Raw genomic sequence first — 14,967 nt, 5'->3', positions numbered from 1 at the left:
ATTAGTTTGTTTTTATTGTATTAATTAACGATTTATAACGCTCACTTGCCTCAAGCTCCGCAATCATGTTTTTAGCATATTTTGAAAATCTCCAATTATGATGTTTACTAGCCTCTAAAAGACTTTCTATAGATTTTCTTTCAAAACCTCCAAGTAGTTTTAAATAATTAAAGGCGTTTAAACGCAACTCAAAATGTTGTCCAGGTAAACTATATGATATCAGTTCATTTAAGACCTCTTGTTTGTTTTCGGGTTGGTACTCAAGCGTATTTAAATGCAACGCCAACCAAAGCAATCTTACATTAAGATCATTAAACCCCTTAATCTCTTTGGTTTTCTGTAAGTATTTTACACGATCCTCAGGAAAATTAGCCCATAAATGATACATTGCATTTTCAACAGTAATATAAGACTTATCATCCAAAAGTGATTCGTAGGCTTCTTTAAAATCTAGAGGAATCTTATCGACGTGCCTAGCAATGGCCTGACGCACTTCTAAATCATTTTGAAAAGCACTAAGTTCTATTTTATCTGGAATTTGACTAATCACTTTTACTTTCGCTTTATCCGAAATATAAGATGTTAGATATGCTTTGCATTTTGATGTATAAGCCTCACAGTCAACCATAAAATATTCTTGCATAAATGGAGACTGATTTAGGCTTTTAACCATAGCATCTTCTGGAAGCGTCTTATCTTCAAGCCATACTTTAACAAATTCTGACAGATCTAAACCACTAGCTTTTTCTATTTCAGAAATAAAATCTGAAGTCTCAACATTAGCAAATTGATGCTTTTCCAAATAGGCTTTTACAGCAACCCTAAAGACCTCATCACCAACTTGCTCTCGCAACACATGCAAAGCCCAAGCTCCTTTCTTATAAAACGTTGTACTGCTAGATTTCGGATCTAACAGTGATGTACTTTGTCCTGCTGTTTCTTGTGCAATTAACTCTTGAGCATTTTCAAATAACTGCCAATAATAATGCTTGTCCCCAAAAACATCTCGTTCTGCCAACAAAGCATAGTATGTTGCAAATCCTTCCTGCAACCAATGATGCTCTCCAGATTTTGCTGTAACATAATCACCAAACCATTGATGCGCTAATTCATGTGCATTAACAGTAATGTAATTTTTATCATTAAACGCTGTAGAATCTACTACAAAACTATCTGAAAAAATAGTAAGCCCTGTGTTTTCCATACCAGAATACAAGAAATCCTTTACAGGAACTTGTTTGTAATTTTGCCAAGGATAAGCTACACCTATTTCTTCCTCTAAAAAATCGAACATTTGCTTCGTATAGCGATAAGTAGGTTCAACTTTAAGCGAATCTTCAGGATAATAATAGTATTCTAGAGGTATACCACTTTTTGAAGTCTCTGTTTTTTTATCATATTTACCAATCACCAAAGCCACGAGATAACTTGACATTGGGTTTTTCATATCGTATTGCCATTTGGTTGAAACATCTCCAACCTCTTTTTTTACTAACATTCCATTAGCCAAAACTTCATAATCATTCTCAAATGTTATTGTGATATCAAATTCAACTTTATCGTTAACATCATCAATACTAGGCAACCAATTACTTGTATATTTTCCTTGACCTTGAGTCCAAATTTGGTCACCCAAGGCATATATCGCTTTTTTAGGTTTATGAGCAACCCAATTAATTTGCAACTCATAGACCGTATTGGCTTTAAATTTATTTTTGACAATTATATGTTCTCCGTCATATTCATGTAGTCGCGTTTTACCATCCAATGCAACGGCATGCTGTTGAAAATTCCTAGCATCAAGATAAATTGAATCTACATCCTTAAGTATCTCGAACCTATAATTTGCCTCACCGCCAAACTCATCTAAATCATGATTGACACTATACAAATTAACCTTGACAGTTTTAAAATCCACATACTCAGTTTGCTGGGCAAACATATTTCCGAAGGCAACCAAAAACAAACATTGAATTATTTTTCTCATGCGTATTATATAGCAAAAACGAGACCAGTTTAATCGGTCACTACAGGTTTAGTAATTGGCGTATTACTTTTAACAACAACAAAAGTAGAGGTTGCATAAAAAGCGTTTCCGTTTTGACCATCATTCGTCCAACCGCCTTCATAAGCATACTCAAAGCCAAAAGTATTTCCAGCCATATTAGTTGCAAAATCGTCAATTCTATAAGGCACCACCATACCTGGACACCAACCAGCACGATCTGGCTGCCAATTTCCTGGCTCTTGATTATTAACAGGGTTAGATGCGCAATCTAAAGGCCCCATATCATGCTGAAACGTATTCACGCCATTAATCCTAACATCATGAGTTCTAAAACACCATTCGGCACAAGTTCTTCCTCCAATTGCCGGAGACGCTTGCCCCCAACCAGAAATAACAGTTCTTAAGTGGGTACTTTCAGCATTTGCTGGTATCGATATCGTTTTATCCAAATCCATACTATGTGCAGTGCCATAAGGCACACCAGAGCTAGACCAATCATCATAAGCAATAACTCTAGAAATCGCATAATATGGATAATCTGGCGTCCCTTCGATGAAATCAAAATCGACAGTTACCTCATAACCTCTAGCGTTCCAGCACTCTGTTCTAATTCTTAATTCTGCTGATCCAGACAACAGCGATTTAAAATCGGTGACATCAAACTCAAACCCTCTATCTAACTGACTATTATCATTCCAATAAGGCGTGATGTAACGTCCCAATTCATACAACTCGCCAGATGCATCATCCTTTATTTTAACATTAGCATACACGTCCCATTCGTCGCAACCTCCAGTTGGACATGTTAATTTCACATACATTTTTATCGTCTCAATATTGGACACATCATCATGAAGACTAAAGGTTTGCGTAGCCGACTGATTAAATCCACCACCAAAAGCCAAACGCTCTTTGTCGAATGTGAGATAATTATGAACAATAGGAATCCCTGTACCAGACAACGCTACTTCAGCCGTTTCTGCACCTTCACTCTCCAAACTCAAAACTCCCATAGCGTCTCCTAACTCTGTAGGTGCAAAACGCACAAACACCGTCGTTTGGTTATTTACAGTTCCTGATGCTATTTGCTGAACATCGGAAAAACTCGTACCATCAAGCGATATCTCAAAGCCTTCAGAAACACTCAAATTAATTGCAGCACTAAGATTATTGCCATCAACAAAAAGAGCTGAAGCGGCAGATTGCTGAGCTATAGGTGTGTCCTGAAAATTGAAACTAGAAACATTAATATTAATTATTGGAGCAGTACTCAAACCAACACCTGTGAGACTTATTGTTCTTGTTGTCGCCGAATTACTCTGCAAAGACAACTCTCCCGAAACAGGGCCCAATGCACTAGCAGAAGGCGAAAATCGCACAAAAAGTGTTTGATTTCCTGCATTCGCTACATCCTTACTAATGGTCAACTGGTTTGAAAAACTAGAATCATCTAAAGAGATTTCAAAATTAGCCGTAGAAGAAATCGCCACATTAGCACTTAAATTATCTCCGCTTACTTCTATGCTCTGTGAGGCAGAATGCGCCAACACATTCACTTCTCCAAAAGCCCCAATAGAACCTGTAATCACAATATTTGACGATGTTGTCCCTCCATCAGAACCGTCTTCACTACTACAATTAACAACAAATAAAACAATAATTAGCACTGCAAATAAGGCAAGGCTCTTTTTTAAATAAACGGCTTTCATATCTTTAAAATATTTTTTTCTACAATGTATAGATTATAATAACTCCAAAAAAGCAAAATTGATAATAATACATTAGAAAAAAGTGATAATTTTGACTAGATGAGCGTTAATTTACAAACTCCAATAGATTATCTTAAAGGTGTTGGCCCCAATCGTGCTGATTTACTTCGCAGCGAACTTGGAATTCATACGTATCAAGATTTAATCAACCTTTTCCCTAATCGCTATTTAGATCGCACTAAATATCATAAAATCAGCGAATTACAGCGCAATAGTGCTGATGTTCAAATTGTTGGAAAAATTACAGGGTTCAAAGAAGTTGCGCAAAAGCGAGGAAAACGCCTGATTGGCACATTTCAGGATGATACGGGAAAAATTGATCTTGTATGGTTTCGTGGGCAAAAATGGATTAGAGACAGTATAAAACTCAATACGCCCTATGTTATCTTCGGAAAGATTAATTGGTTCAATGGCGTCTATAACATGCCACATCCCGAATTAGAATTGCTAAGTGATCACAAAAAAAGTCTTCGCTCTTCAATGCAAGCCGTTTATCCATCAACAGAAAAATTAGCGAACAAAGGAATCACAAATCGTGTACTGACGAAAATCATGCAAAGTTTGTTTTTAGAAACTAAAGGACGCTTCTCTGAAACACTTTCAGACCACCTTATTTCTGAGCTTAAATTATTACCCAAAAGTGATGCTCTTTTTAATGTACATTTCCCTAAAAGTCAAAAGCTATTATCGCGGTCAGAATTCAGGCTAAAATTTGAAGAACTATTCTATATTCAGTTGCAGTTAATTTTAAAAAATCTTATTCATAAATCAAAAATAAAAGGCTTTCCATTTAAATCTGTTGGAGATTATTTTAACAGCTTTTACAAAAACAATTTACCCTTCGATTTAACCAATGCGCAAAAACGTGTTTTAAAAGAAATTAGACATGATTTAGGTAGCAATGCACAAATGAACAGATTATTGCAAGGAGATGTAGGTTCTGGAAAAACGATAGTCGCCTTCATGTCAATGTTAATGGCGCTTGACAACGGTTTTCAAGCCTGCTTAATGGCTCCGACTGAAATTTTGTCAGTCCAACACTATCAAGGATTACTTGACTTATCTAAAGAATTGAATATCAGCATTAAACTGTTAACTGGCTCAACTAATACTTCAGACAGGAGGAAAATTCACGAATCACTCGAAAATGGCGATTTACAGATTCTAATTGGCACGCACGCATTGCTCGAAGATAAGGTAAAATTTAAAAATTTAGGGCTCGCAATTATTGACGAACAGCATCGATTTGGAGTTGCACAGCGTTCGAAATTATGGAAAAAAAACACCTCTCCTCCACACATTTTAGTAATGACTGCAACACCAATTCCAAGGACTTTAGCGATGTCTGTTTATGGCGATTTAGACATCTCAATTATTGATGAATTACCGCCTGGAAGACAAGCCATAAAAACTGTTCATCGCTATGATAAAAATCGCCTTAAAGTTATGCGATTTATGCGTGATGAAATTGAAAAAGGACGACAAATTTATGTTGTATATCCATTGATCCAAGAAAGCTCTGCTTTAGATTATAAAGATCTAATGGACGGTTATGAAAGTATTGTTAGAGAGTTTCCGCAGCCCAACTATCAAATATCCATAGTTCACGGAAAAATGAAACCTGTCGACAAAGATTATGAAATGCAACGCTTTGTTAAGGGAGAAACCCAAATTATGGTCGCAACTACAGTTATAGAAGTTGGTGTTAACGTTCCTAATGCCTCAGTTATGATTATTGAAAGCGCCGAACGTTTTGGTTTAGCGCAGCTTCATCAGTTAAGAGGTCGTGTTGGTCGTGGTGCAGAAAAGAGCTATTGCATTTTAATGACAAGTCACAAATTAAGTGAGGACAGTAAAACACGGTTAGAAACCATGACGCGCACTAGTGACGGATTTGAAATCGCAGAGGTTGATCTTAAACTTCGCGGCCCAGGAGACATTATGGGAACACAACAAAGCGGTGTTTTAAATTTAAAAATAGCCAACATCATTAAAGACAAAGATATTTTACAAAGCGCTCGTTTTTATGCTAAACAGATCCTTAACCAAGACCCTTCTTTAGGCTTGCCAGAGCATACAACTATCCTTAAAACCTATCGCGAACTCAGTAAATACAAGAACATTTGGAATTATATTTCTTAACATGTAATTGTCAGGTCTAAACAAGTTATTAATTGTTAGACATGCTTTTATCCCTAACGATTTTGTATTCTGATCCTTCATTCCAGTTAGGCCAAGCAGTTGAATTTGCTAATTCTAATCCTGTTAAAAAATTAAGCTGAGCGTCAAAAGTTATATTAGCACAGTTAAATCCGTCGTAAAATTCATCTGTGACCTTATGATAATGCGTTGTCACAAAAGTCATTATTTTCTCTTCCTCTTTTTTATCACCACTTAATGGGTCAAAATTTCCAACATTCCATACGGCTGGCACTCCTTTTTTTACAAATGGATAATGATCAGATCTCTGAAAAACGTTACCAGGCAGCTTCTCCCCTTTCGTTTGAACAATTTCCCTTCCAAGTTTAGATGCAGCCATATTAACTATGGTATCCATTTCTGTATGACTTTCGATAACATTAATAACCATACGCATTTTATCTACCGCAAAACTGGCATCGGCATTAATAACACATGCTGTTTTGTTTAAAGGGTACAATGGGTTATTAGCATAATGCTCTGCTCCAAATAATCCCATTTCCTCTGCTGAAGTAAACAAAAACAAAATAGTACGCTCTGGTTTCTTCTCTAATTTTGAAAACGCCCTTGCCACTTCAAGTTGCATTGCTGTACCAGAAGCATTATCAATGGCACCATTAAAAATCGAATCGTTTCCTATATGTCCAGCCCTAAAACCAACATGATCCCAATGTGCTGTATACAATACATATTCATCAGGTCGCTTTGCTCCTTTTATCATTCCTACAACATTCTTAGTGCGCATTACATCCTCATATGTTGCACTTAACGATAAAGAAACCTTAGCTTTCAAAGGATATGGAGAAAATGCTTTAGATAGGGCTTTTTCAATATAGTTAGAATAATAGTCCGAGTTTTTAAATAGATCATTAGCTAGTCGTTTAGAAATCAAACCAGAGAATTTCAAATTATCTGAAGCCAACTGTGGTTGACCCTCTATAAAATTTGGAGCATCAGAATCATCCTTTACTGCCTCCCAATCGATGGCGTCATCATGAATCATTACAAGACCAATTGCTCCGCGTTTTGCGGCCTCCTTTTTCTTATACTTTACACCTGCATAATACGTTGGATTTTCCCCTTTAAAAAGTTTTGGATCTTTTGAATGATATCCAGGATCACTAAACAAAACGACAACAACCTTACCTTTTACATCAATATCTTTATAATCATCCCAACCAAATTGAGGCGCTACAATACCAAAGCCTGCATACACCATCTCTACCCCTTTTACATCAATAGTTTCATCTAATTTGTAAGTCGTTTTGGCATAAAAGTCCTTTTGAAAACTATAATCGCTAGTTTCATTTTCGAAATTAATAGTCATATTACTGCAATTAGAAGATTTTACTTTTTGAATTTTGAATTCTTGAAAATAGCTACCCTTATTCGCTGGAAGCACCTTGAATTCTTCCAATTGAGACTTTATATAATGTATTGTTTTTTCTTCGCCAATTGTTCCTGGCTTCCTTCCTAAGAATGCATCTGAAGCTAGAACCTTAATATGTTTTTCAACATTTTCATCTGTAATTAAAGATTCTGGGGCTTCAATTTGAGCATTACATGACATTGCAGCTAATAACAATATAGTAAGTAACGTTACATGATTTTTCATACAGTTTAGTTTAAAAACCAAACATAAATCATTAAAAAGCAAAAGAATTGTAATTTTTAGACATCAGAAACTTTACCAGCGATCATTGATAATATTTAAATACTCGCCTTCAGAAAGGCTACGGTCTTTATTAAAAAACTGTTTCGGCGTTAATGATGTAAACTGTTTAAACTCTTTTATAAAGTGAGATTGATCAAAGAAACCATTGCGATAAGCCATTTGAGTTAAGTTCTCAGAAGCATAAGTCATTGTAGATGAAATACTGGCATTAAATCTTATGATTCTAAGGTATTGCTTTGGTGTTAATCCGAGGTATTTAAGAAACAAGCGTTCCATTTTCTTGTAGTTCAAACCAAAATGAGTTGTTAATTGATCAAATCTTAAATTCCCCTTTCTTTCATGGATAAAACTAACAATAGCCTCCATTAATTCAAAATTTGTATTGAACTCTAATACTTTAAGTTTTTTATACATATACTGCTCTATAAGTTTAATCTTATCAAATACAGTCTGAGCTTCGAGTATCTTGTGCTCCACATCTAATAAATCTGTATCGCTTAAGGTATCTATATTCGCAAACGTGTTTTGCAATACACGTATATCCTTTGTAAAAAGCGATATTCCACAAGGCTTTATCTTAAGTCCAAATACTTTTGAATTCACAGAGTTTAACTCATAATTTACGGCATGAGTTTTTTGTCCGAATATTGAAGCATGCTTTAATGGCAAACTTGTAGTCGATGTACTTAAACTTCTTCCTAAAGCATCATCGCTTTCAATAAAAATAAGACCAAAAGTACCATCTGGAATTACAAGATCTTGAATGGATGTTTCTAGAAGATTCATGTTCATTGTAAAATAACAATCAACAAACCTTGAAAATAATGGACTCGGTATATATTTTTTAAAGTACAATAGTCAAACTTTTAAAACAAACTTAAACGTATTAAGAACTGGTCTCGTTAAATTTCAGTTAAAAAAAGCTCAACTTCTTTAAAAAAGTTGAGCTTGAAAACATGAATTCATGTTTTTTATTGATTTGATTGATTGATGAAATCTTTATAATGCACCTAATTCTTTTAGATGCTTTTCAGAATTTGCTTTCACATTAGCTGAAGGATTCATAGACAATGCTTTTTTGAAATTCTTGATTGCTTTTTTCTTATCACCTATCGTTTTATAAGCCTCTCCTAAACTATCATACACATTCGGATTTTCCGGATCTATCTCTACGGCCTTTTTAAAGTATTTCATGGCTCTATCATTGTCTTTCAAGCTAAGCATTTGATATCCCATTCTATTTAACTGATTGGAATTAGCTATCGCTGCGGCTTCATCTAAAGCAGCTTCAAACTCTGCTGTTTTTCCTAATTTATTAAGCAATTGCGCTTTAATAGCAACATTATTAAATGTTTTCTGGCTAAAAAATTGTCCAGAAATGGCTTTGTTAATCCATCCTAAAGCCTCGTTATAATCTCCACCATTATTAAGTGCGAAATTAGCCGCCTGCTCCCAGTTTTGTCTTTGGAATCCTGCTTGACCTTTAGATTTTTGTCGGAAATCGTCTAATACAATATTAGTGACATCAAAAGACACGTTAAAAGGGAATGCTTTTTCTCCCCATGCCAAAGACGCTGTGGCAGAATTTGCCTTTACATCATTGAACGCAAACGTTAATAGCTCATGATGAGGCACAGAAGTGGTAGTAATATCTGCGCGTAAAGCGTCGTTATTTTTATCATAGAAATAGCTTCCCCAAGCATCAGTATCATTAGATAAAATCAAAGTCGCTGTATTATCGGGTTTAACCTCTAGATGCAGGCCATAAGTTCCTGCTTTAATCGACTTTCCTTCAACCTCCGCATCATGTGAAAAGGTAATAGTAGTGTTCTCATTGGCTCCTGCTCTCCAAGGCGCCGCCGTTGCAGTTCCAAATCCAAGATTATTCATACCATAAGGTACGAGCTTACCCCAAAGTTCACGGCCTTTAACACTAGGTCTTGAATACGTAATAGAAACGTCAGACACACCTACGCGCTGTGCAACTGTAGCTTGTTGACTGCCCCTTGGTGTGTTTAATTGAGCAAATGTATCTGCGCTTATAAAAAGCATTAAACACATAAATAATTTAGTAATTGTTTTGTTTTTCATGATTTGATTAGTTATAAATTCGAATTGAAGTTAAAAACAAAAGAAGTCTAGCTGTGTTACAATCTTGTTAAAGTGATAAGCGTTAATGTTAATTAACATATTTTTATAATACGAGACACAATTAATTGTAATCTCAAATCAACAGTGAGCAGTCATCCAAAATTCTAAGAGACATTTACCTATTTCTTTCGTTAAATTTTTTATAAAAACTAAGAATAACTAAATGCTTGAAATATATTTATCTCATGACTTTGTATTCAACACTTTTTCTTTTAGGAGCTTTTAACGGTCTTATGCTGGCCACTATTTTGTTTCTAAATAGTTCAAAAAAACTAGATAAGAACACATGTCTTGGAGCGCTACTTATTATCATCTCTGGATTTCTTTTTAATCAGTACCTCATTGAACAATTTAGTATTAAGGCATTGCCTCACCTTATTGGCTCGTTAATACCGCTTCTCTTTTTAATTGGTCCATTATTTTACTTTTTTATTAAATATGAAGTTCATAAAAACAACAAATGGAACACCGCAAACTACTTGCATTTTTTACCTGCAATTGGCAGTCTATTACTAATTTTACCGTTTTATTTGAAATCAGGTGTTGAGAAGTATGCAATCTACATAGAAGGCCATCATTACTTCCCATATAAAGGTCTTTACTATTGGTGTTTTGGGGTGCTCTTACTTTTTTACAGCTATAAATCTACACTATTAGTATATGACAAATTGGGTCATGTTGATAAAAGAACACACAAAAACAATAGTCACAAATGGATAAAACATTATGTATGGCTCTTTTCATCTATTTCAGTATGTTATTTTATAACACTTATTATATTATCCTTCACTTGGTATCATCACTCTAATGTCTTTTTAAGTACATTTCTGGTATTTTCAACACTTATTCATTTTGTTGGTTTTTGGTCTATTAAAGAATCTAAATTTACAAGCGTAAATTCCAATTCAAACAACAAACCCATACTTAACAATGAAAAAATCAATCATATTAAGAATGAAATCATTTATTTATTAGAACAAGAAGAAGCTTTTAAATATGACCATTTAGATTCTAAATTTTTCTGTAAAAAACTCGAATTAAATTCGAAGTATCTTTCACATATTATAAATAGTGAATTTAACTGCAGTTTGACATTTTTAGTAAATTCTTATCGCATCAAAGCAGCAAAAAGCATGATGAAAAATGAAAATTTTGATCACCTCAACTTTTTAGGCATTGCTATGGAAGTTGGTTTCAACACCAAAAACACGTTTACTCGTGTTTTTAAAAGACATACCGGAATGACGCCTACCGAATACAAAAACAGCATGCTATTAACGGCATAACGCTAGTGTTATACAAACGTTAAAAACATGTCTTTTTATCACCAATTCAAAAATTGTGGCTTTTAATCTTTCATTTTAGATGTCATTTATTCTAAATATTTGAAACTCACAAAATGAAAACTAAACATCTTTTAATTCTATTCTCACTTTTAGTAGCATCAAAAACATTTAGTCAGGAACTCATACATACTATTGATTTTGGCAACACGCCATATAAGGCTAAAATATCTCATGACGCTCTGCAAGTATTTGTGGCTGGAAAAGATTCTACAGCTACAGTTTGGACCATTGAAGGGAAAAGAATTTTGAAATTAACAGGTCATGAAAGTTCGGTGTCATCGGTTCATTATTATGACAGTACAAAAACAATCCTTACAGGTGCTTATGATAATAAAGCCATTTTATGGGATATGAATGGAAATATCTTATCCAGGTTTAACGGTCATACAAATGGCGTTATAAATATTACTCAAAATGGTCCTTTCATTGGCACAGCAAGCAGAGATAAAACTGCCAAAGTATGGTATAGAGATGGTTCTCTTAAATTCACTCTTGATGATCATAAAGAACAAGTGAATTCGATTGAATTTATTCCTCAAGAAAAGAGAATTTTAACCTCTAGTTGGGACGGCTCCTTAAAACTATGGGACTATAATGGAAAACTCATAAAGACAATAATAGGTCATAGAGAAGGGATAAGAACGGCTGCAATTTCAATTAAAAAGAATAGAATTCTTGCAGGTCATAGGGACGGGAAAATATCAATATTTGATTTAAACGGTAACAAGATTCGTATCTTAAACGCTCATAGCGATATGGTAAGTGCCATAATATTTATTGAAAATGACAATATCTTTATTAGTTGCGGTGCAGATAAATTAATTAAAGTTTGGAAACATTCTGGAGAATTAATCTCTTCTTTTCAAGGTCATCAATCTTGGGTGAGCAGTATATCATATGCAAAAGGCATTTTAGTTACCGCAGGCGACCACCCTGAAAATAACGTAAAAATATGGAAGCTAAAACTTTAAAAACTATGAAGCCAAATACTATAAAAATCATCTTTCAAGCAGCCATAATATTATGGTTTCACTTTGCCATTTCTCAGCAACCACAATTCACGTGTAAAAACAAAAATTACGATTTCTTAAAATCAACAACAGGCACGTGGTTTGTCACCACCAAAGACCGTACCTCGCCTGGAAACTATGAAGACAATCATGGTACAGCGATTATTACAAATTCTATCGAAGGTTGTGGAATTAAAGAATCCTACAGAGGTACATATAGAAACAATCCCTATGCACGTGAAGTTGTCATTACCGGTCAAGACTCTACACGTGTTCAAATGATAGCATTAGATTCAGAGCATGGTTCTTTTTCCAACTTGGAAGGCACCATACGAAACGACGCAATGACAACATATTGGTACAGAAACAAAGACATTAGAAAAGTACAATCTAAATATATACTTACTCTAAATAGCTCTAATAATTTTGAATTCTCTTCATATCTCTCAACAGATTATGGTAAACAATGGGCCTTAACTCATCAGAGGGTTTATCACAAAATAGTACATTCAGAAATAACCTTTGACACAAAAGACAGCATCACAGTTTATGGTGACATGTACACAACAAACAAAGCATGGTCTACAATAATTTTAACACATCAAGGAGGTTCTAATGCTAAAGGAGAGTATCAAACCATAATTCCTAAATTACTTAATGAAGGATTTAATGTTTTAGCCATAGATCAAAGAGTTGGAGGTGCATCATATTATGGCGGTCATAACAGAACTGTCGACAACTTAAAAAAGAATGATTTTGACTATTGTGAGGCTTACCCAGATATAGAAGGCGCATTAGACTACTTAATAAAAAACCAATATATCGGACATAAAATTTTATGGGGAAGTAGTTACAGTGCTGCTCTAGGCATACAACTTGCCAGCAACCGCTCTAATGACATTTCGGCGATATTGGCATTTTCTCCATCAACAGGTAATGCAGTAAAAAACTGCCACCCCAATCCGTATTTGAAAAACATATCAATACCGCTCTTATTACTAAGACCTCAAAGAGAAATGGAAAGGCAAAGTTCAATTGACCAGCTTAAATTAGCAAAAGCACATAACCATCAAACTTATATTGCTATAAACGGTGTTCATGGTTCATCTATGTTGGTCAGTGATCGCGTAAAAGAAGATGTTAGTGAAACTTGGAAAATTGTATTAACTTTCCTGAAGCCTTATTACAAACCATAAATTAAATAGTTACACAATTGTAAAACAGCGTTATGAATACAAAACTAATCGCTTTAATTATAATACTGAGTACATTTTTATTTACAACGGAAAAGACTCTTAAAGACACTCCTTGTCCTAGAAATCAACCTGTAATTGCTTATCATAAAACAGATAATATTATTTACCTTTTTGGAGGCTACTGCTCTACACATAAAAAAAGACTCAATGATCTCTGGGCTTATGATGGTAAGAATTGGAATCAAATAGAAACACCAACCTCTCCAGAACCTCGAAGTGGCCATACGATGGTTTACAATAGTGAAAATCAAAGTTTGATTCTCTTTGGAGGAAAAAATGACAACCAAGAATTACTTAACGATACTTGGGAATGGAAAAATAAAAAATGGACACAGTTAAAAATCAAAGGCCCTCCGAAAAGACAGTCGCATAGCATGACCTATCATTCTACGGATCATGGTATTTACATTTTTGGCGGATCTCATATTGAAAAAGCGTCTTTAAATGACACATGGGTTTTGAAACACAATATGTGGACACAATTAAATTTCAAAACAGATCCCCCTCCTCGACTTCAACATAAAACCGCATATGACGCATCGCAAAACAAAATAGTTTTATTTGGAGGGTTTAACCGCACTGAAAATGAAAAACATGTTTATGGAGACACTTGGGAGTTAGATAAAACGGGTTGGACATTAAAATCTAATACCAAGGAACTAGCTAGAGATCATCACGCCTTGGTCTATAATCACACCATTGAAAAAGTTATTTTATTTGGAGGTTATAACAATGGTTATTATGGAGATACACAAATTTGGAATGGCAGGAATTGGATTTTAGACTCTACAAACGAAACACTAGCAAGAGCAGGAAAACCGGGGTTAATATATCATGATGCCCTGAAAAAAATCATCCTGTTTGGTGGATGGAATTCTACCAACAAACCTTTGACAGATTTTTGGGTTTACAATATTGAAAATAAGAATTGGGAAACATATTAAACAGTATCTTTACTAAAAAAGTAAAGCATGCTACATCTTAAATTGGAAACAGATCCACGTTGGACAACAATAGCCGAGAACAACATAGAAGAAATCTTAACAGATCATGCTTGGTGCGAACAAAAAGCCTGTACAAACGCTATTACGATTATTACACATAACCCCCAATATGAAGACCTCGTGACCGATTTATTAGAATTGGCTAAAGAGGAATTAGAGCACTTTCAAATGGTTCATGACATCATTAAAAAGCGTGGTTATACCCTAGGCCGAGAACGAAAAGATCATTACGTTAATCAACTTTATAAGTTTATGAATAAAGGCGGAAATCGTCTTCAAAGCATGGTAGATAGACTGTTATTTTCAGCGATGATTGAAGCCAGAAGTTGCGAACGTTTTAAATTGCTATCTCAACGAATAAAAGATAAAGAACTTGCAAAATTCTATTACGATCTCATGGTAAGTGAAGCTGGACATTACACTACTTTTATTACCTACGCTAGAAAATATGGTCAGGATATTGACGTTAATAAACGATGGAAGGAACTTGTAGCTTTTGAAGGTGAGCTTATTAAGAGTTACGGTACTTCAGAAACCATACACGGATAA

11 protein-coding genes are annotated in these 14,967 nt (G+C 34.7%); 6 read left to right on the top strand and 5 right to left on the bottom strand.

The window, feature by feature from the left end; genetic code table 11:
• Position 1: 1 nt before the first annotated feature.
• Positions 2 to 1,987, bottom strand: a complete 1,986-nt coding sequence (locus Q0893_RS13875) for a M1 family metallopeptidase (protein WP_299276678.1) — start codon at positions 1,985 to 1,987, stop codon at positions 2 to 4.
• A gap of 29 nt (positions 1,988 to 2,016) precedes the next feature.
• Positions 2,017 to 3,717: a peptide-N-glycosidase F-related protein gene (locus tag Q0893_RS13870; protein ID WP_299276674.1), complete on the bottom strand. Its 1,701-nt coding sequence runs from the start codon at positions 3,715 to 3,717 to the stop codon at positions 2,017 to 2,019.
• Positions 3,718 to 3,816: 99 nt separating this feature from the next.
• On the opposite strand from Q0893_RS13870, the gene recG reads away from it, so the two are divergent.
• Positions 3,817 to 5,919 (top strand): ATP-dependent DNA helicase RecG, encoded by a 2,103-nt coding sequence (gene recG / locus Q0893_RS13865; RefSeq protein WP_298903016.1) that lies wholly within the window; start codon positions 3,817 to 3,819, stop codon positions 5,917 to 5,919.
• Between the two features lie 28 nt (positions 5,920 to 5,947).
• Here recG and Q0893_RS13860 read toward each other — a convergent pair whose 3' ends face one another.
• From Q0893_RS13860 to Q0893_RS13850, 3 genes are all read right to left on the bottom strand, one after another.
• Complete coding sequence (locus Q0893_RS13860) at positions 5,948 to 7,591, bottom strand: M20/M25/M40 family metallo-hydrolase (protein WP_298903017.1); 1,644 nt, start codon at positions 7,589 to 7,591, stop codon at positions 5,948 to 5,950.
• A 72-nt stretch (positions 7,592 to 7,663) separates the two neighbouring features.
• Positions 7,664 to 8,506, bottom strand: coding sequence for a helix-turn-helix domain-containing protein (locus tag Q0893_RS13855; protein ID WP_366915893.1), 843 nt, complete (start codon positions 8,504 to 8,506; stop codon positions 7,664 to 7,666).
• Between the two features lie 144 nt (positions 8,507 to 8,650).
• Entirely contained in the window at positions 8,651 to 9,742 is a 1,092-nt protein-coding gene (locus Q0893_RS13850; RefSeq protein WP_298903019.1) for a DUF2911 domain-containing protein, read from the bottom strand.
• Positions 9,743 to 9,987: 245 nt separating this feature from the next.
• On the opposite strand from Q0893_RS13850, the gene Q0893_RS13845 reads away from it, so the two are divergent.
• From Q0893_RS13845 to Q0893_RS13825, 5 genes are all read left to right on the top strand, one after another.
• Positions 9,988 to 11,088 carry an AraC family transcriptional regulator gene (locus Q0893_RS13845; RefSeq protein ID WP_299276668.1) on the top strand — a complete coding sequence of 367 codons (1,101 nt, stop codon included), beginning with the start codon at positions 9,988 to 9,990 and terminating at the stop codon, positions 11,086 to 11,088.
• A 113-nt stretch (positions 11,089 to 11,201) separates the two neighbouring features.
• Positions 11,202 to 12,119: a WD40 repeat domain-containing protein gene (locus Q0893_RS13840; protein WP_299276664.1), complete on the top strand. Its 918-nt coding sequence runs from the start codon at positions 11,202 to 11,204 to the stop codon at positions 12,117 to 12,119.
• A 5-nt stretch (positions 12,120 to 12,124) separates the two neighbouring features.
• Positions 12,125 to 13,354: a hypothetical protein gene (locus tag Q0893_RS13835; protein WP_299276661.1), complete on the top strand. Its 1,230-nt coding sequence runs from the start codon at positions 12,125 to 12,127 to the stop codon at positions 13,352 to 13,354.
• Positions 13,355 to 13,386: 32 nt separating this feature from the next.
• Positions 13,387 to 14,358 carry a kelch repeat-containing protein gene (locus tag Q0893_RS13830; RefSeq protein WP_299276658.1) on the top strand — a complete coding sequence of 324 codons (972 nt, stop codon included), beginning with the start codon at positions 13,387 to 13,389 and terminating at the stop codon, positions 14,356 to 14,358.
• 27 nt (positions 14,359 to 14,385) lie between these two features.
• The gene (locus Q0893_RS13825) at positions 14,386 to 14,967 is read left to right on the top strand and encodes a tRNA-(ms[2]io[6]A)-hydroxylase (protein ID WP_298903026.1); all 582 of its coding nucleotides are present in this window, start codon (positions 14,386 to 14,388) and stop codon (positions 14,965 to 14,967) included.

The sequence above is a fragment of the uncultured Psychroserpens sp. genome (assembly GCF_947494225.1).
In the GTDB taxonomy this organism is placed as follows: Bacteria; Bacteroidota; Bacteroidia; order Flavobacteriales; family Flavobacteriaceae; genus Psychroserpens.
This window is presented reverse-complemented; position numbering and strand designations above follow the sequence as displayed.

What these genes read in the sequence shown, in the direction of transcription:
- Q0893_RS13870 (WP_299276674.1), bottom strand. Translation starts at nt 3,717, where the DNA reads ATGAAAGCCGTTTATTTAAAAAAGAGCCTTGCCTTATTTGCAGTGCTA.
- Q0893_RS13840 (WP_299276664.1), top strand. Translation starts at nt 11,202, where the DNA reads ATGAAAACTAAACATCTTTTAATTCTATTCTCACTTTTAGTAGCATCA.
- Q0893_RS13845 (WP_299276668.1), top strand. Translation starts at nt 9,988, where the DNA reads ATGACTTTGTATTCAACACTTTTTCTTTTAGGAGCTTTTAACGGTCTT.
- Q0893_RS13860 (WP_298903017.1), bottom strand. Translation starts at nt 7,591, where the DNA reads ATGAAAAATCATGTAACGTTACTTACTATATTGTTATTAGCTGCAATG.
- Q0893_RS13835 (WP_299276661.1), top strand. Translation starts at nt 12,125, where the DNA reads ATGAAGCCAAATACTATAAAAATCATCTTTCAAGCAGCCATAATATTA.
- recG (WP_298903016.1), top strand. Translation starts at nt 3,817, where the DNA reads ATGAGCGTTAATTTACAAACTCCAATAGATTATCTTAAAGGTGTTGGC.
- Q0893_RS13875 (WP_299276678.1), bottom strand. Translation starts at nt 1,987, where the DNA reads ATGAGAAAAATAATTCAATGTTTGTTTTTGGTTGCCTTCGGAAATATG.
- Q0893_RS13830 (WP_299276658.1), top strand. Translation starts at nt 13,387, where the DNA reads ATGAATACAAAACTAATCGCTTTAATTATAATACTGAGTACATTTTTA.
- Q0893_RS13850 (WP_298903019.1), bottom strand. Translation starts at nt 9,742, where the DNA reads ATGAAAAACAAAACAATTACTAAATTATTTATGTGTTTAATGCTTTTT.
- Q0893_RS13825 (WP_298903026.1), top strand. Translation starts at nt 14,386, where the DNA reads ATGCTACATCTTAAATTGGAAACAGATCCACGTTGGACAACAATAGCC.